Origin of the sequence: Mycobacterium sp. AZCC_0083, assembly GCF_014202335.1 — a bacterium.
In the GTDB taxonomy this organism is placed as follows: domain Bacteria; phylum Actinomycetota; class Actinomycetes; order Mycobacteriales; family Mycobacteriaceae; genus Mycobacterium.
This window is the reverse complement of record NZ_JACHGP010000003.1, coordinates 561,969-578,934: the sequence shown is the minus strand read 5'-3', so window position 1 is coordinate 578,934 and position 16,966 is coordinate 561,969. Positions and strand designations below refer to the sequence as shown.

19 protein-coding genes are annotated in these 16,966 nt (G+C 64.2%); 13 read left to right on the top strand and 6 right to left on the bottom strand.

Going from position 1 to position 16,966, the window contains the following annotated elements; translation table 11 throughout:
• Positions 1-8: 8 nt before the first annotated feature.
• The 6 genes from HNP02_RS09935 (at position 9) to rfbA (ending at position 6,128) form a co-directional block, all read left to right on the top strand.
• Positions 9-287, top strand: a complete 279-nt coding sequence (locus HNP02_RS09935; RefSeq protein WP_184437577.1) for a hypothetical protein — start codon at positions 9-11, stop codon at positions 285-287.
• Positions 288-360: 73 nt separating this feature from the next.
• The gene (locus tag HNP02_RS09930; RefSeq protein WP_184437576.1) at positions 361-1,971 is read left to right on the top strand and encodes a S8 family serine peptidase; all 1,611 of its coding nucleotides are present in this window, start codon (positions 361-363) and stop codon (positions 1,969-1,971) included.
• 143 nt (positions 1,972-2,114) lie between these two features.
• A complete protein-coding gene (locus HNP02_RS09925) occupies positions 2,115-3,797 on the top strand; it encodes a zinc ribbon domain-containing protein (protein ID WP_255506347.1) in 1,683 nt (560 codons plus the stop codon).
• Between the two features lie 111 nt (positions 3,798-3,908).
• A complete protein-coding gene (locus HNP02_RS09920; protein ID WP_184437572.1) occupies positions 3,909-4,298 on the top strand; it encodes a hypothetical protein in 390 nt (129 codons plus the stop codon).
• A 62-nt stretch (positions 4,299-4,360) separates the two neighbouring features.
• Entirely contained in the window at positions 4,361-5,233 is an 873-nt protein-coding gene (locus tag HNP02_RS09915; protein ID WP_184437569.1) for a glycosyltransferase family 2 protein, read from the top strand.
• 31 nt (positions 5,234-5,264) lie between these two features.
• Positions 5,265-6,128, top strand: coding sequence for a glucose-1-phosphate thymidylyltransferase RfbA (rfbA, locus tag HNP02_RS09910; protein WP_184437567.1), 864 nt, complete (start codon positions 5,265-5,267; stop codon positions 6,126-6,128).
• 44 nt (positions 6,129-6,172) lie between these two features.
• Here the strand turns inward: rfbA and HNP02_RS09905 are convergent, their stop codons facing one another.
• Both HNP02_RS09905 and HNP02_RS09900 read right to left on the bottom strand, forming a co-directional pair.
• Positions 6,173-7,228: a glycosyltransferase family 2 protein gene (locus HNP02_RS09905; RefSeq protein ID WP_309241490.1), complete on the bottom strand. Its 1,056-nt coding sequence runs from the start codon at positions 7,226-7,228 to the stop codon at positions 6,173-6,175.
• Positions 7,229-7,779: 551 nt separating this feature from the next.
• The gene (locus HNP02_RS09900; RefSeq protein ID WP_309241489.1) at positions 7,780-8,460 is read right to left on the bottom strand and encodes a class I SAM-dependent methyltransferase; all 681 of its coding nucleotides are present in this window, start codon (positions 8,458-8,460) and stop codon (positions 7,780-7,782) included.
• 704 nt (positions 8,461-9,164) lie between these two features.
• Here HNP02_RS09900 and HNP02_RS09895 point away from each other — a divergent pair.
• Together HNP02_RS09895 and HNP02_RS09890 are read left to right on the top strand one after the other, a co-directional pair.
• On the top strand, positions 9,165-9,941 hold the full coding sequence (locus HNP02_RS09895) for a GAP family protein (protein WP_309241488.1): 777 nt from the start codon (positions 9,165-9,167) through the stop codon (positions 9,939-9,941).
• 24 nt (positions 9,942-9,965) lie between these two features.
• Positions 9,966-10,979: a glycosyltransferase family 2 protein gene (locus tag HNP02_RS09890; RefSeq protein ID WP_184437822.1), complete on the top strand. Its 1,014-nt coding sequence runs from the start codon at positions 9,966-9,968 to the stop codon at positions 10,977-10,979.
• A gap of 63 nt (positions 10,980-11,042) precedes the next feature.
• Here HNP02_RS09890 and HNP02_RS09885 read toward each other — a convergent pair whose 3' ends face one another.
• Positions 11,043-11,657, bottom strand: coding sequence for a hypothetical protein (locus tag HNP02_RS09885; RefSeq protein WP_184437563.1), 615 nt, complete (start codon positions 11,655-11,657; stop codon positions 11,043-11,045).
• On the bottom strand, positions 11,630-12,148 hold the full coding sequence (locus HNP02_RS09880; RefSeq protein ID WP_184437561.1) for a PE-PPE domain-containing protein: 519 nt from the start codon (positions 12,146-12,148) through the stop codon (positions 11,630-11,632). Before HNP02_RS09880 ends, HNP02_RS09885 begins: the two co-directional genes overlap by 28 nt.
• A gap of 60 nt (positions 12,149-12,208) precedes the next feature.
• Between HNP02_RS09880 and HNP02_RS09875 the strand changes: the two genes are divergently transcribed.
• Both HNP02_RS09875 and HNP02_RS09870 read left to right on the top strand, forming a co-directional pair.
• Positions 12,209-13,201 carry an LLM class flavin-dependent oxidoreductase gene (locus HNP02_RS09875; RefSeq protein WP_184437559.1) on the top strand — a complete coding sequence of 331 codons (993 nt, stop codon included), beginning with the start codon at positions 12,209-12,211 and terminating at the stop codon, positions 13,199-13,201.
• Between the two features lie 38 nt (positions 13,202-13,239).
• The gene (locus HNP02_RS09870) at positions 13,240-13,557 is read left to right on the top strand and encodes a nuclear transport factor 2 family protein (RefSeq protein ID WP_184437557.1); all 318 of its coding nucleotides are present in this window, start codon (positions 13,240-13,242) and stop codon (positions 13,555-13,557) included.
• 3 nt (positions 13,558-13,560) lie between these two features.
• On the opposite strand, the gene HNP02_RS09865 is transcribed toward HNP02_RS09870, so the two are convergent.
• Positions 13,561-13,836: a hypothetical protein gene (locus HNP02_RS09865; protein WP_184437840.1), complete on the bottom strand. Its 276-nt coding sequence runs from the start codon at positions 13,834-13,836 to the stop codon at positions 13,561-13,563.
• A 162-nt stretch (positions 13,837-13,998) separates the two neighbouring features.
• Here HNP02_RS09865 and HNP02_RS09860 point away from each other — a divergent pair, with 162 nt between their 5' ends.
• From HNP02_RS09860 to HNP02_RS09850, 3 genes are read left to right on the top strand one after another with little or no spacing between them, the layout of a single operon-like run.
• Positions 13,999-14,325 (top strand): helix-turn-helix transcriptional regulator, encoded by a 327-nt coding sequence (locus tag HNP02_RS09860; RefSeq protein WP_184437555.1) that lies wholly within the window; start codon positions 13,999-14,001, stop codon positions 14,323-14,325.
• On the top strand, positions 14,322-14,810 hold the full coding sequence (locus HNP02_RS09855) for an SRPBCC family protein (protein WP_184437553.1): 489 nt from the start codon (positions 14,322-14,324) through the stop codon (positions 14,808-14,810). The genes HNP02_RS09860 and HNP02_RS09855 overlap by 4 nt, the downstream gene beginning before the upstream one ends.
• Entirely contained in the window at positions 14,807-15,448 is a 642-nt protein-coding gene (locus HNP02_RS09850) for a maleylpyruvate isomerase family mycothiol-dependent enzyme (RefSeq protein ID WP_184437551.1), read from the top strand. The genes HNP02_RS09855 and HNP02_RS09850 overlap by 4 nt, the downstream gene beginning before the upstream one ends.
• Before the next feature lie 24 nt (positions 15,449-15,472).
• Here the strand turns inward: HNP02_RS09850 and HNP02_RS09845 are convergent, their stop codons facing one another.
• Positions 15,473-16,804 (bottom strand): PucR family transcriptional regulator, encoded by a 1,332-nt coding sequence (locus tag HNP02_RS09845; RefSeq protein ID WP_255506406.1) that lies wholly within the window; start codon positions 16,802-16,804, stop codon positions 15,473-15,475.
• Positions 16,805-16,966 lie beyond the last annotated feature (162 nt).

Below are 16,966 nucleotides of genomic sequence, written 5' to 3'. Positions count from 1 at the left end.
CTGCATACATGAACTCACAGCGTTTCGGTCGTCGCCTCGCACTGATTGCCGGCGGAGCCGCGATCGTCGCGATGGGCACGCTCACCGCGTGCGGCGGCGGTGGCAAGGAAACTCCGTCGAGCACGACGACAACCACCACCACGACGACCACATCGGCGCCCGCGCCATCGCCGACCGAGAAGAGCATCAACCCCACCGGTGGCAACCTCTTCACGCCGCCGGTGACGGCCACGCCCGCGCCGGGGGTTCCCCCCGGACAACACCCCGGCATCAACGGCGTCGGCTAGATCCGTGTGTCCGTGGGCGCTCCGGTAGGGGCGCCCACGGCGCGCGGTCCGGTGGACTCGAGCAACTTCAGCGATGAGCGCGCGTTACTGGCCGTCGGCCCCGATGGCTTTGACGGCCGTGGTCTGCGCTCTGCTTCTGCTGTCGTCATCAGGCCTGCCGCGCACGTCGACTCCGCGTGGCCCGGCGGACATCACCGGTCCCTATGCCTCATTGCTTGCCAGTTCGAGTGACCTCGGACCGTCACGCGCTGGTGATGCGCAGCTCACCGTCACCCTGCCCGGCCCAGCCCGGCCCGTTCGGCTTCTCGAATGGTCTGATGCGCACGGTCTTTCGGTGCGATGGCGACCGCGCGAGGCGTGGGCGATCGTCGAAGGCGCCGCCGCCGACGTCTCCGAGGCGTTCGACGTACCCGTACGCGACTATCGGGGCCGCAAGGGCCAGGTGTTCTATGCCTCGCCGCAGCAACCAGACGTGCCGACAGCGCTGCGCGACGGCGTGAATTCGCTGGGCCGCGTCCTCGGGTACACACCGCACCACATGGCGACGCCGGGAATGCTGCCAACGGACGTGCCGAAGCAGGGGCTGACGCCGGATGCCTTGTTGACCACCTACAACGCGAAACCGCTCGCCGACGCCGGCTTCACCGGCAAGGGCGCCACCATCGTGTTCTTCGAATTCGACGGTTACGACCAAGGCGATCTGGACGCCTTCTCCGAGATGTCGGGGCTGCCGAAGTTCACCCCCGTTTTGATCGGTGGCCAGCCAGGACCGTCGCACGGTGAAACGGTGATGGACCTCGAGGTCGCACATGCCATCGCGCCCGATGCGCAAATGGTGGTGGTGAACGCCCGCCCCACCGTCGAAGGGGACGGCGCCTACGAGAAGATCGCGAAGATGTTCGACGATGCCGATCGTCAGTTCCCCGGCGCGGTGTGGAGCCTGTCGATCGGATGGGGTTGCGACAAGCTGATCCGTGCGGCCGACCTCGTCCCGGTGCGGGCTGCCATGGCGAATGCGCAGAAGCACGGTACGACGATCTTCGACGCGAGCGGCGATACGGGCGGTCTGGAGTGCAAGGGCGGCGAGGATTGGGCGTCGCCGCCGGGACCCGACGACATCGGGTTGGACGCGGTCGCGTCGGTGCCGGAGATCGTGTCGGTCGGTGGTACCACGCTGTCGACCGATGCCCAGGGGAAGTGGCTGGCGGAGCAAGCATGGGAAGACGGCCCGCTGTCGCAGGGCACCAGCGGCGGCGTGTCCAACCTGTTCCCGCGGCCGGCGTATCAGTCTGGAATTTCCGTGCAGCGGGATTCCGACCACCGACTCACGCCCGACGTCTCCGCCGTCGCAGATCCGTTCACCGGCGTGCGGATCGTGTTCGACGGCCAGCCGAGAATCGGTGCGGGAACGTCACAGTCGGCACCGATCTGGGCTGCCATGACGGTCCTGATGAACCAATATCTGCAGGCGAACGGTGGGACGGCGCTCGGTGATCTGCACCCGCTCCTGTACCGGGTTGCGGCCGGTGCGGACCAGCCCGGCTTTCGTGATGTGAGCCTCGGAGCGAACGCCGTCGACGTTTCGGTACCCGGCTACGACCTGTTGACCGGGTTCGGTAGCCCGAACGTCGCCAACCTCGCCCACAACCTTCTCGATCTTCAAAAGGGGTCGGCTCGCAGATGACCTCAGCCGATCCACCCGCCGGAGAGGCAGTGCCAACCACGGTATGCCAGGCGTGCGGAAGGGATGTTCCCAGCGGAGCGTTCTGTGGCTCCTGTGGGGCGAATCTCTCTGCCGGGCAAGGCAGTCGACGCGAACGGTTGCGCATGGGCTCGTTCGCGGCCGCCTCCAACGAACACGTGCTGCGAATGTCCGTGGCCAGTTCGATCTTCCCGCAGCTGCCGGACCGGTCGCGCCCCCCGTTCCGCATCGGTCTGGTCGTACTAGTCATCGTCTTGTCCGTGTTCGCCGCGCTCCGTTGGCAGGCGCCGCTGATCGCGACCGCCGCTCTCGGGCTGCCACTCCTGTTCGCCCTCTACATGCGCGAAACCGACGCCGACCGCGACCTGCCGATCCGTACGCTGACCTTGGCGACGGTCCTCGGCATCGCATCCGGTGCAGGCTGGGCGCTGGTCACCGGCGTGATCGTCTCCCATTCCTATGACGTCGCAATGGGTTCCGAGGAGGACCTGGGTCACACACTGCTGGAGGGCCTGAGCATCCCGGTGGGCGGTGCGCTCGTCATGCTCGCGCCTGCGGTACTGGTTCGGCTGCTTCGTCGGCCCGACCGGGAGGCGTTGGACGGGTTCGTGATCGGGTCGCTGGGTGCGATCAGCTTCACCGTCGCTGCGACCGTGGCTCGCTTGGCCCCACAGCTGGCGACCGGGCCGACGACCCAAGAGAGGTCGGTCGGTGACCTTCTCGTCGAGGCGGGTATCCAAGGCATCGCGGTGCCCGTGATGGCACTTGCGGTGGGTGGCCTGGTCGGTACGGCGTTGTGGCTCGGCAGAACACCCGTACTTCTCGCGAGTGTTCTGGCCGTGGTCGTGCTGTACACCGGACTGGGATTGGCGGAATTGGCGCCGATTCCCCATGTGCTGCACGTGGGGGTGCACTTAGTGTGCGCGGCCTTGGCGTTGTTGGCGTTGAGGATTGGGCTTCAGGTGGCGCTGCTGCACGAGGAGCACGACGTCACCGGCCCGGCCGGGCAAATGCTGTGCCCACGCTGCGAGCACGTGGTTCCCGACATGGCGTTCTGCCCGAACTGTGGGGCCGCCGCCCGTTCGTCATCGCGAACGTCGCGGGCCGCATCCGTGGTGCCGCCGGGGTCGGACGAGGCGGCGCGCGTGCACCAGACCACGCCCCGCCGGGTCCTGTTGCCCCTTTTCGGTGTGCTGACCGCGGCGGCAGTGGGCGCGGTCGTGCTGTCAATGGTGATCACACCGAACCTGCCGCGTTACGTATGCCCGCCCGACTGTGGACGTCCGCCTCTTGGCTCGCCGGTCACCACCAATCCGCGGTTCACGTCGCCCGACGGCTCCTACTCCTTCTCGTATCCCGGTCCGGGCACGGCCTACGAAGCGACGGTGGACGAGAAAGGAGTGGTGCTGAACTTCATCGCCGGTGACACCGGCACCCTCGTCTTGTTCGGCGAACCCGCGCGCAACCGCACGCCGAAACAGATCACCGAGGATCTGATCCAGGAGAACTATCCCGACGCAGAAGTCGACTACGAGATCCCCAATGCGTCAGTCGGATACCAGCCGGGATACGGCGTCGTCGCCGACGAGTACCCCCAGGACTCCACGGGCACGTACACCCGGCTTCGCCTGCTGGTCATGGTCGCGGTCAAGAACGACGTGGCACTGATCGCGGCGGCCGCCGGTCCTTACCACGAATTCAGCCCCAGTTTCGGGACGGGGCACCCCTCGGGCGCCAACCTGCAACTCGCGATGGACATGGCCAAGTACGTGAACAGCTTCGCGTGGCGGGGCGATCCTCCCCGCTGACTCCGGACGGGGCATAGAACCCGCGCCGTGCGTGTTAGTAAGCTCGTATAAGCAGTTGCCGCGCAGAGAGTGCGGTCGGGTCGGGGGACCTGATTCGGAGGCAACACAACAATGAAGCGATTTACAAAGCTCGTCGCCGGCGTCGCCATCGCGGGCAGCCTGACCGCTGGTGCGATGGGACTCGGAGCGGGAACTGCAAGTGCGGATCCGCCGCCGTGGGCGCCGGGAAACGGACACGACGGTGGATACGGACGCGACAACGACGGTCGCTGGAACAACGACTGGAACAACAACAACGGCAACTGGAACAACAACAACGGCAACTGGAACAACAACTGGAACAACAACTGGAACAACAACAATGGGCGCTGGAACGACAACGGCCCAGGGGGCTACCGTCCGGCACCGCCGTTCTGGGCGCCCACCGCGCAGGTGTTCTGGGACCCAACGCGCCAGGCCTGGGGGTTCTTCTGGGGGCCGCTGTGGTTCCCGGCATACTGAGCGTCGACGTCTGAGGCTGCTCCGATTGCTTGGCGCCAACGGGTCAACATATAGTCGTCGCCATGGCTATAGACGGCTATTTATTGCATCCGGCTTTCATTGAATCGGCGCCATTCGGTAATTCCGTGACGGCCAGGTTGCTCAATAAGCGCGTTGATGAATCGTTGGTCGATGATCCAATCAATGATCCGAGTGTCAGCTTTGTGGTGCGCGCCTACAACGAGGCGGCCAAATTGGAGAAACTCCTCGCCGACGTTCAGCGCCAGTTATTCAAGAGCGATCTCGAAGTGGTCGTCGTCGACAACGCGTCAAGCGATCGAACGGCTGAAGTCGTCGAGCAGTTCGGCGCGAGGCTCGTGACGCTCCCGAAGGGTGAGTTCACCTATCCGAAGTCGATGAACTTAGCCATGGAGTCTGCCAGCAACGACGTGGTGTTCCTTACGGTCGCCCACGCCCGGCTGTCGAACGTCCACAGCCTGCACGCCGGTGCGCGGCACTTCGCCAAGGATGCCCGCGTAGCGGGAGTGTTCGGCAAGGTGCTGCCGAATGAAGGTGCCTCGTACCTCGAACGATGGGTCGCGACGATCGACAACAACTTGGGCCTTGCCAAGCCTGCCCAGCGGATAAGCAACGCCGGTATGGGCGCTCTGGCCGGGACCGGTGCGATGCTCTCCAAATCAGTATGGGAGGAACTCGGTCGCTTCGATCAACGATATGAAACAGGCGGCGAGGACACGGCGTTGGCGAAATTGATGCTGAAGAATGGCTATGGAATCGTGCTCGAACCTGCGTTGACGGTGCATCATTCCCATGGATTGGGTTTCCGGGATTCCATCAAGCAGGAGTTGCACCAATTCCGGACGGTGAGAGCGCCACAACAATTCGATAGGCAAGAGTTGTTGGAACGCCGTCCCGATTTGCGGGCCAACGGCTGAGAGGGCAGGCCGGGACCGCTAGTCTGCTTCCATGCGGGGAATCATCCTGGCCGGTGGCTCGGGCACTCGTCTGTACCCGATCACGATGGGCGTGTGCAAGCAGCTGCTGCCCGTATACGACAAGCCGCTGATCTACTACTCGCTTTCCACGTTGATCATGGCGGGGATTCGCGACATCCAGGTGATCACCACCGCCGGTGACGTCGCCGCGTTCCATCGCCTGCTCGGCGATGGGTCGATGTTCGGCACCAACATCACCTACGCGATCCAGGATCGCCCCGACGGGGTGGCCCAGGCCTTCGTCGTCGGTGCCAACCACATCGGCAACGATTCGGCGGCATTGATCTTGGGCGACAACATCTTCTACGGCCCCAGCCTGGGCACCAGCCTGAGTCGGTTCCGGGACGTGAGCGGTGGAGCGATCTTCGCCTACCGGGTGGCCAACCCGTCGGCCTACGGTGTCGTCGAGTTCGCCGACGACGGCACGGCGCTGTCGTTGGAGGAGAAGCCGGAGACCCCGAAATCGCACTATGCCGTGCCGGGGCTCTACTTCTACGACAACGACGTCGTCGAGATCGCCAAGTCGTTGCGCCCCTCGCCCCGAGGTGAGTACGAGATCACCGAGATCAACCAGACCTACCTCAACCAGGGCCGGTTGGCTGTCGAAGTGCTGGCCCGCGGAACGGCGTGGCTTGACACCGGCACCTTCGATTCGCTGCTGGACGCCAGCGACTACGTGCGCACCATCGAGCGACGGCAGGGCCTGAAGGTCGGTGTGCCAGAGGAGGTTGCTTGGCGGCTGGGCTTCATCGACGACGAACAGCTCGCCAGTCGCGCGCACACCCTGGTGAAGTCGGGATACGGCGCCTACCTACTGCAACTGCTGGAGCCCTAACCGTCGAATTCGCGGTTGGACTCATCGGCCGAGCACGGCCGCTCTTAGCTGGAGAGGCGACTGCCACCGCGAGCAAGCTGGTCGAAGTCAGGGCGCCCGATGTGACGGTCCTTCAACGACTCCCGGGGAATCGAAGCCACCATCTCAGTCGCATGTACTTCACTCAATAGAAATCGCTTGGCACCTTCAGATTCGTGAATCCGTGCGGAGCCGAGGTATTTCACGCGCGTCCACCGCGACGGTCCCAAAACAGCGCACTCCAACATGGTTCGCAACCAGATGAGTCTCCACCAAATTCGGGCGCGTGACCGAACGGTCCTTGGGGACGCCGGATCCATCGCCAGCCACATCAGGATTCGAAGCCGATCGAGCCAATCCTTCCGGGCCCCCACGATATGGGCGGTGGCGGTGTGCGCCGTGTATGAATGCACCGAGAGTTCGCGCGGGTGAAAGCACACATTCGATCGCAGCATCAGTCTCAGCCAGAGATCCAAATCCACTAACTGGTGAACATCCGACCTGCACTGCCCCGCGTCGAGTGCAAGTTGGCGCCTGAACATCACACAGCTGGGCTCGCCGACCCAGTTGCGGTGTACGCCGCGAGATGCGACCTGCGATACCAGGTCTGGACCATTGTTGTAAGCCCTGAGGTGCCGAAAACCGGTGTGCAGGCTTTCGTTCCACTTCGTCCACGTGGGGTCGTCACTCTCGACTTCCCTCGGTGCAAAGGCCAGCCCCACGGCCGGATCGTCGAAGTATCGCGCCAACGTCTGCAACGCATCAGGTAGCAGCCAGTCGTCGCCGTGCACGAACTGAACGCACTTGCCACGTGCTAGTTGTAGACATTTGTTGTGGTTGCCGTTGAGTCCGAGGCGTGGTGTATTGCGAACCAATCGATCGCCGGGGCGCAACATCTGCCGGGCAATGGCGGCGCAGTCATCCGAGGAGTCGTCATCGACGACGATGATCTCGAAGTCGACGCCATTCTGGTCGAGGATGCTCCAAAGACAACGAGCAATCGTTGCCGAATTGTTGAACATGGGCACACAGACCGAAATCGTGGGCCTTGCGCCAGGCGCGCCATTGTTTTGAATAGACACCGAATCCTCCCCGATTCACTGTGCTACTACGGTCTAATTATCTTGCTGAGGGAACTCCCATGGCACAAAGCGCAGCTCAGAGTGTTGAGAATGTGCACGGTGGACCATGGCTACTTCCCCCGGAAACTACTCCACTAGACGATTTACTACGGCCATACGCTAGCTCAACTCGAACGACTTGTCCTGTGGTTGGCAGAGTTGTTATTCATACCCTTCGCACGACAGTCGCGAATTGATATTGATGTTTGCTCGAATTTGCAATTGGTGCGTCATTGGAATTGACGCACATGCAAGCCGCGCTGAGCGCACCCATGGGACACGGCTCGGGATGAGTGCAAACGGCCGAGGTCGGCACAGCTGAATCACAATAACGGCGTCGCTACGCCGTGGCTGCCGGTCCCCGGTCCCGCTCGGTGACCTCTGTCATCGCTCAAAGTTGCTGAACGTCTGCCGGCGTAATCGATGGCGAGTCCGAAGCGCCGGCAGCATTCCAAGATCAATTCGACCCACCGCGTAGGTTGGGCAGGCCCGGCGGCATCACGCAACGGCGGCTATACGGCCTTGCCCTTGTAGACACTGCGCGGCAACGCCTTGGCTTCGGGGGCACGGTGGAAGACCGCGATCGAATCGTAGAACTCGAGCTTTTCGAGGATCGCGGCAGCCAACGGCACCCTTACCCGCTGCAGCCGGTCGGGGTGACCTTCGCGGAAGTTCGGTTCGTCGATCATCGGGAGGTAGTGGGCGTGCATCGCGTCGATCAGCCACTTCGAGAAATCGATGAACGACATCGGTTGGTCGCGATAGACGGTCCAGTAGTTGGTATGGATGTCCTCGACGAGGTAGACGCCGCCGGGCTTCAGCCCCTCGGGAAACAGGTACCGGAAGGAGGCGACCATGTGGGACGGCACATGAGAGCCGTCATCGAGGATGACGTCGAATGGCCCGAATTCGTCGACCACCGATCGCAGGAACGCGACGTCTTGCTGGCCGCCGATCCTTACGTGGATCTGTTGTAGAGGGTCGTCGAACTGCTTCGTCTCGGGGTCGATGTCGATGCCGACGATGACCGACGCCGAGTGCAGGTAGTTCCGCCACATCCGCAGAGACCCGCCGTGGAAGACACCAATCTCGAGCATCCGGATCGGTCGATCGGTCGGCAGCGCCGATTCGTATACGGGAAGGTAGTGGCGCAGCTTGTGAACATCGGCCGCCTGGTTGAACGCTTCGGCCACCGGACCATCAGCGCGCGGCGCGTCTGACGCGTGAACTGTCGTGGCAGCAGAAAGTTCAGGTCCGAGCGCAGCGAGTAGTCGCTTCTGCCGGTAGCGGTAGCGTCGTGTCAGGAATGGCGCCCGACTGGTCGTCCTGATCGGCGAATTCCGGAACAGTACCCAAAGATTCAACGATTCCTCCCCTTTACAACGGTGGGGTCAATTTAGCCCACGCACCGCGGCCAGCCGGGGTGAACACCGCCTAGCGAGCAGACGTAGAGGTGCCGAATCCGTCGGCGCGACGAACATGTTTGCGTCTGCTCGCACGGAGCCGGGCTCGGCGTGCGTACGAGCACGTGCGGATGGGGCCGGTCGCCTCGGTCTGGCTGAGTTCGCTAGGCTAGTCCGCGCCCGCCGCCGCATACGTCATCCGCCAAAGTAGCTACTGGCACATGCATTTGGTAGGCATTGCTCTCTTGTGAGTGCGCGCCGAGCGTACCGAACACTGACTTTTCTGGATGAGAACGTGGTGCGGGGATCATCGCGAGGAATAGCTAGCTGGCCAAACTTTCCAACGAGGGCGTGACTCCGCTCCATCCGTACCTGTGCCACCTCAGCACTCGCGCCCCTGGTAGCCGCGATCCGACCGTGCCGGGCTGCCGTAGCTGGCCGGGCTCCCGACGTCAATTCGCTACCTGGGGCACGAGATTCGCCGCACCCTAGTAATGTTTCGAGGAATGTGGACCGCCGTGGTTTTCGTCGGGTTCGGCATGGCGCTGGACCCTCTACGGCTAGGACTCGTCGCTGTATTGCTATCGCAACGTAGGCCTATCCAGAATTTGGCGGCTTTCTGGCTCGGTGGAATGTTTGCTGGAATCGCCTTTGGATTGGTAGTTCTGATCGTTTTCCGGGAAGCCGCGCTAACGGCCATCGAAAATGTGGTCTCGGCGATGAACGAAGTGCGATCTGCGGTCGTGATCCTCGACGGTGGGGGATTCAAGATCACCCTCGGTGTGATCTTCCTGACGCTCCTGGCGGTCCTTGTGACTCGTCGACGGGCACGGCAACGAGTGCCGGTAGCGATGGGCAGCGGCGACGAGTCCTTGGGGTCCTCAGTCTTGGTGGCGGAGCGCCCGCGGAACATATTCGCGCGAATGGCCGCCTTCAGCCAGAACCTATTGGAGCGCGGCGGGGCTTGGCCGGCGTTCCTGGTGGGCCTCGGATCGGCAACGCCGCCCGTCGAGTGCGTCATGATCCTGACCATCATCATGGCGTCCGGACACGCCATCGAGACGCAGTTGGTGGCATTCACCGTCTTCATCGTCTTGGTTCTTGCGCTCCTCGAGCTTCCGCTGCTCATGTACCTGCTGATGCCGAAGAAGACCGAAACGTTCATGCTGCGACTGGACGGTTGGTTGCGCGCGCATCGTCGGCGAATCTTCGAAATCTCGCTCGCCATCACCGGGGTGGTGCTCCTGGTCCAAGGTGTAGGCAGCCTCTAGGTCCCGTTGATGGTCTATTCGTCGATGAATCCGAGCGATGCGAACGAATCGCCGACGACCCTGCCCGTCTCGGTGTGTCTACCGATGTACAACAACAGCGCCACCATTGAACGTTGTCTGCGGAGCGTCCTGGATCAGGAGGGCGTCGAGTTCGAGGTCGTGGTCGTTGACGACGGCTCGTCGGACGACAGTGTCGCGGTCGCCGCGAGGATGCTCAGGCCCGGAGACCGGTTGATATGCAATGAAACTCGGGTCGGCCTCAACCAAAACCACAACAAGTGCTTGGAACACGCGCGCGGCAGGTGCATCCAGTTCGTGCATGGCGACGATTGGCTGCTTCCAGGAGCCTTGCGGACGATGTCTGGATGTTTCGACGATCCGAGTGTCGGCCTGGCCTTCGCGCCACGGCGAGTGATGACCGACGACCGCAGGTGGAAGCGACGCTACGGAAATCTCCAAACCCGCTTTCGTGGGCTTCGAGCACGCAACCATGGACCGTCGTTGGTCAGGCAGATGGCGTTGTCGGGCGCGAACGGCAACTGGATCGGTGAGCCCACCTGCGTGATGTTTCGGCACCGACTGGCGTTGGATGTGGGGGGCTTCCGCAACGACATCTATCAACTGGTCGACTTGGACCTCTGGGACCGCTTGATGCTGCGCTCCACGGTCTGTTTCGTTCCCCAAGAGCTGTCGGTGCGTAGCCACACGACGGCGACGGAGACGACGCGGGTCATGAACACGCGGCGTTTCTGGCTCGACCAACTGCGCATTCTCACCTGGCTGGTCATGGATCCCGCCTCGCCAACCGCCACTCGGATCATCGCAGGTGTGTGGTGGTTACCGGCATGGCTGAAGGTCTTCTTGGAGACGGCGGTGTTTGGTCCGCAGCGGTGGTCACGGTTGAAGATCTGGGCCATAGCCCCCGTCGACGAGATCGCTCGCGCGCGGCGGTTACGCGATGATCGCGTAACCGAGGTCAGGTCGCCGGCTTCTACCCTGCCGGACCGGATCGCTACCCACCGCCAAGCGCACCGCTGAGCCCACCGGTGAGGCCGCCGACGGCATGGGTCACACCGCCGGTGATACCGCCGACGCCACTCGTCACACCGCCGACGACGCCGGTGACACCCCCGACGCCGACGGTCCCGCCGCCTTCGTCGTCGAGGTCGAGCCGGACGGCTTCTTCTCGGGCTTCGTGGGCTGGGCTTCCTGGTCGGCGTCGGCGTCCTTCGACTCCTCGTCGGCCTTGGCATCGTTGCTCGTATCCACCACGATCGGCGTACTGACGGGTGCGGCGTTGTTGCCAGTAGATGTACCCGGATCGGGCGCCACGGTGGCCGACTTGGCCTCGATGGCCGGTAATGCGGTGGCCGCCAAAGGGTTCAGTCCTCCCAGCGCCGCGTTGATGAGGCCGTCGATTCCGCCGAGGCCGTCTCCGCCCAGGATGCTGGAAAGCAACTTGAACACTCCGGTGAGGACATTCGGGGTGCCAGGCGTGGGACTCCCGCTGAACAACTCCTTCTGGAATCCCCTGACGAACAGGTTGACGATGTCGCCGGATACCTGCGCCCAGTCGACGTCGGAGAACGACATGAAGGCGGTGGGATCGCCTGCCTGATCGCGTGTCCTGACGTACGTACCGTCGGGCATTCTCACGACGTCGGTGTAGCCAAGGTTGACGAGGCTGGTCAGCGCGGGCGCGAGCGCATTGGCCAACGTGCCCAACGGGTTCGGGAACGCCCCAAGGTCAGCATGTTCGTCAGGTCGGTGAGCAGATACAGGGGTTCGAGCAGAGGCAGGCTGTCGGCCGGCAGCGTGAGGTACAGGTTCAGCGCCAACGGGTCGGTGCCGATCCTAGCGAGGATGTCCTTGAGCTGCGTCGTGAGCTGCGGGGTGAGACGGGAGGTATCGACGCCCCGCAGGATGTAAGTCGGGAGCAGGAATCCCATCAGGTTGTTGGCGAGCGAGAACGGGTTTGGCCACGCCGCGAAGTCCGAGAGCATGTCGTACTCGACGGTCGCGTCGACCTTGATCGGGACGAGGTTGGTGCCGCCGAGCGAGAGCCCGGTGCCGAGAATCGGGATTCCGCCGCTGCTCGTCACCTCGGTATCCGGAGTGACGGTGTCGATGCCGAACATCCGCGCGAACGGATAGGCCCGCGCGAACAGCCCGCCGTTGGCGCGACCGGGATTGCGCAGCAGGAGCATGGGCAGGATCGTCAGAGAACCGTCGTTCGCCGCAGCTGAAGCCCGAGTAGCGTCGCGAGGATGGACGTCTCGTGTGCCTTCGCAACGTCATCCGACACTCCAGCGCATGTGGAGATCGCCGAGGAACTCGGCTACCAGCGAGCATGGCTGTACGACTCGCCGGCGATCTATCCCGATGTCTGGATGGTGCTCAGCCGGTGCGCTGAGCGCACGTCGCGGATAGGCCTCGGGCCTGGCGTCCTGGTTCCCAGCCTGCGTCATCCCATGGTGAACGCCGCCGCCATCGCCGAACTCGCGGGCCAAGCGCCTGGTCGGGTCGCGGTGGCGATCGGCTCGGGATTCTCTGGACGGCTGGCGCTGGGCACCCGACCGATGCCGTGGCGGCAGGTCGCCGACTACGTCCGATGCCTGAAGGCACTACTTGCCGGCGAAACGGCGGTATGGGAAGGCGCGACGATCCGCATGTTGCACCTGCCGGGCTTCGGGGCCGAGCGACCCATCGAAGTGCCGATCCTGATCGGCGCCGACGGGCCAAAGGGACTGGCCGTTGCGGCCGAGCTCGGCGACGGCGTGTTCTCCGCCGCGGTACCGCAACCCGACGCCGCCCAGATCGCCGACTGGCGAGCACTTTTGACGTTCGGCACGGTGCTCGACGACGGTGAGGACTTGACGTCGCCGCGCGTGATCGATGCTGCCGGTCCCGCGGCGGTCGTGCTCTATCACGCCATGTACGAGCGCGGCGGGGCAGCGGTCGACGCGCTACCGGGCGGACAGCGTTGGCGTGAGGCGATCGAGGCATCCCCCGAGCACGAGCGGCATCTGGCGATCCATGCCGGGCATCTGGTCAAGGCCAACCCTCGTGACGAACCGCACGTCGCCGAACTCGTCCCATTCGCGAGTTCGATGGCCCTGACTGGCACGGCCGCGGAGTTGCCCGAGAAGATCACGGGTCTCGCCGCGGTGGGAGTCACCGAGCTCGTGTACCAGCCGGCCGGGTCCGACATCGAGCGCGAGCTCCGCGTCTTTGCCGCCGCCGCAGGCCTTTCCGGCTAGTTTGACTCTCCCCTTGCAGGAGGTTGCAGGCTGGTGGCATGCACACACAGTCCGTCATCGATCGCTACTTTCAGCTCGCCCCGCTATCCGACACCGACGCCTACTTCGCGCAGTTCACCGCGGACGCCACCGTCGAAGACGAGGGCCACGAACACCATGGGGTGGACGCGATCCGCGCCTGGCGCAGTGAGGTTCCCACGGTCAGCTACGAGGTCCGCGATGTCAGGAGCGACGGCGGAGAGCACGTCGCGCGTGCCCTGATCGCCGGGGACTTTCCCGGAAGTCCCGTGGAACTCGACTTCCACTTCACCTTCACCGACGATGGCCGGATCGAGTCCTTGGCGATCAGGGCCTAGCGGCTAGGGGCACCAGGTGATGTGCCCGAACGGACCCGTGACGCAGCCCCACCCGGGCCCGTTGTCCCATCCACGGTTGTCCCAGCCGCCGTGGTTGTCCCAGCCTCCACGGTTGTCCCAGCCTCCGTCGCCGTCATGGCCCCAACCATGGTCTAGCGCCCACCCGGTGTTGGCGGGTGCAGGTGGGGTGGCACTCGCGGTGCCCGCACCCAGACCAACGGCGCCGAACCCCAGTGCGCCGACCATCGCGGCTCCGGCCGCAAACTTCTTCAAGTTCATTTCCAGACTCCTTTCGAATCCTCCTACGAGACCTACAACGTTAGGTGAGCTAATTTAATCCCGCGTGGGCGATTTTGCTCTGAATCGGCAGGGGCGGACCGCACCCCTTGCCTGACGTCGGCGTTGGTACAGGCCGACTCGGTAAGTATAGACTTACCGTTTGTGGTCACTCGTGAAGCGACCGACGCATGGGCGGCACTCGCCGACGGGACCCGTCGAGCGATATTCAAACGCCTCGCCAGTGGGCCGATGGCAGTTGGCGAGCTAGCACGTGGGTTACCCGTCAGCAGGCCCGCCGTATCTCAACATCTCAGGGTGTTGAAGTGCGCCGGGCTGGTTGCCGACCGCGCCGTCGGCACGCGGCGGGTCTATCAGGTGAACCCGGAGGGCATCGAGGCACTCAGGTCGGAGTTGGACGTGTTCTGGGAGAGGGCTCTCGCTGCATTCGAGAAGGTCGTCGACGAAAACGAGGGAGGACGAGGCCAATGAGGCCATCCGCGGTTGATCCGGTGCGCAAGAGCGTCGTGGTCGGTACTGGAGTTGAGCAGGCGTTCGCGTTGTTCACCAACAGGTTCGATGCGATCAAGCCACGCGAACACAATTTGCTGGCGGTTCCGATCGCCGAGACGGTCTTCGAGCCGCGAGTGGGCGGACACATCTACGACCTAGGGACTGACGGCAGTCGGTGCGAATGGGCGCGTGTTCTCGTCTTCGAGCCGCCGCACCGCGTCGTGTTCTCCTGGGACATCGGACCAACCTGGCAACTCGAATCCGATCCCGCCAAGACGAGCGAGGTCGAGGTGCGCTTCATCGCCGAGTCCGATGACCGCACTCGGGTGGAGTTGGAGCACCGAAACCTCGAGCGGCATGGCACCGACTGGCGTGGCGTCGCTGATGGCGTCGACGGTGAGGCGGGTTGGCCGCTCTACCTTCACCGCTACCTCGAGCTGGCGGCGACGGAGGTGTCACGATGAGCACCGATGAGAAACCGCTCATGGACATGGCATACGACGAGCGGGTCGACCTAGCCACGTTCCTTGAGACACTGACGCCGCAGGAGTGGGGCGCGCCGAGTCTCTGCACGAAATGGACGGTCAAAGACGTTGTGGCGCACGTGGTCAGCTACGAGGAGTTGTCTCCAGCCGGTTTGGCAAGGCGTTTTGCGAAGGGCTGGGTCTTACGTGCCAACGAGATTGGCGTCGAGGAGTTCGCACCGATGTCACCGCAAGAGTTGATGGAGTTCCTCGGCCGCCATCTCCGTCCACGGGGACTGACGGCTGGCTTCGGCGGGATGATTGCGCTCGTTGATGGAACGGTCCACCACCAGGACATCCGTCGGGCCCTCGGCCATCCGCGCACGGTGCCCGTTGATCGTCTGGAACGGATTCTGCCGCTGGTGCCTGGAAATCCGCGGTTGGGTGCAGGGCGTCGCATTCGAGGACTACGACTCACGGCGACCGACGTAGCTTGGACGCACGGCAACGGTCCCGAAGTCCGTGGCACCGGAGAAGCGCTGCTGATGGCCATGACGGGTCGGCACGAAGCCGTCGACGAGCTCGTGGGACCGGGACAGGCGACCCTGGCGAGCCGCGTCGCGAACCCCGGCGGCTAAGAATCGATCACCGCTTCGGTGGACTCAATCACCCCGGTCCAACGTGCGCAGGCCTATCAGGAACGCTGCCTGATCGTTGTGGTTCAACGGATCTCGGCCGGTGAGCTCGTTGATTCGAGCAAGCCGGTGCCGCACGGTATTGGTGTGCAGATAGAGGACGCGAGCGGTCTCGCTCAACGAGCCGTTCGCGGTCAGGAACGTGCGCAGAGTGCGCACGTGTTGAGTGCCGCGCACGCGGTCCATCTCGGCGAGCGGATCGATCAGCTGCTGCTTGAAGGGAGCGAGCTGAGCGAGGGGGAGTTGCTCCAGAAGGCTTTCCAGAGTGCTCAACTGATCCGGTCCGACACTGCTTCCCCGGCGTTGGGCCAGATCCAGTGCGATGCGCGCTTGACTGATCGCCGACCCGATCTCCGTCAGCGGCACCGGCGCCGAGTGTCCAGAAGGCACGGCCAGGTCGTCCGCCACCTCCAACGATTCCGTGGTCAGCATCAGGCATAGGTCGGGGGCAGCGCCGACGAGCGCGTCGGGGATGGCCATCGACAGCAGCGCACCGGCTCCCGCCGGCCATGCCGAGCAGGTCAGCCTTCCTGCCGCAAAGCCGGGCCACGGAAGCAACTGGCTGAGCGCGTCGGGCAACAACATCCGCCGTTCGACCAGGGACAGCAGCTGGCCGACGCGTTCACGGGCAAGCGCGGTTTCGACGTCTCGTTGGGCCTGGGTCGCTCGCACGAACCTGGCGATCAGCTCGAGCAGCGCCGGTTCCGGGGGAGCGCCACTGCCCACCCATCCGAGAGTGCCCAGCCCGGGAACCTCGACCCCGACCGCCTGCGACTCACCCGCCGACTGGCCGTCCGAATCGAGCAGGAAGTAGCACTCCAGGAGCTGGCCTGCTGTATCCAGCAGTTCACGAGCAGATTCGTGTCGGCGCAGGGACGAAAGTAGCTCCGGGACTAGCGCATTGGTCGCCCGGGCGGTGGCGATCTCCGCGCCGAGTTCGTACTCGGCGACGAAGCGGCTCACCGTGGTGAAGGGCACGCTCGGCGCCGCGATCAGCACCGGAAGGCCGCGGCGCCTGCACTGGGCCAGCAAGGCGGACGGCACGACGTCGTGGCCGTCGCCGATGCCGAAGCACACGCCCGCCACGCCGGCTCGCGCCAACGAGTCGGCGAACGTCTGGCAGTCCAATGGTGTCTGCAGGCTGATCCCCACAGTGCAGACCAACTCACCGCCGCGCAGATACTTCGCCGGATCCCGCATCTCGGTGGTGTGGGCCCAGCTGATCGCGCGGTCGAGGTCCTGTGCCGGGCCGTCGGGCACGGCGAGCCCCAGCCCAGAAGCGTCGAGCAGGTCGCGCAGGGTGGGGGCGCCCGGCGCGCGGTCCTCGGTTGCCGCAGGCTCCGCCGGGGCCCCACCGGACGACCGATCCATTGGACGAGCGTAACGCCGCCGTCACATCCGCACCCGATGCCGTTGTGTGATCCTCCAATGCGGGACACCGACGAGGTGCGATCACTGCGT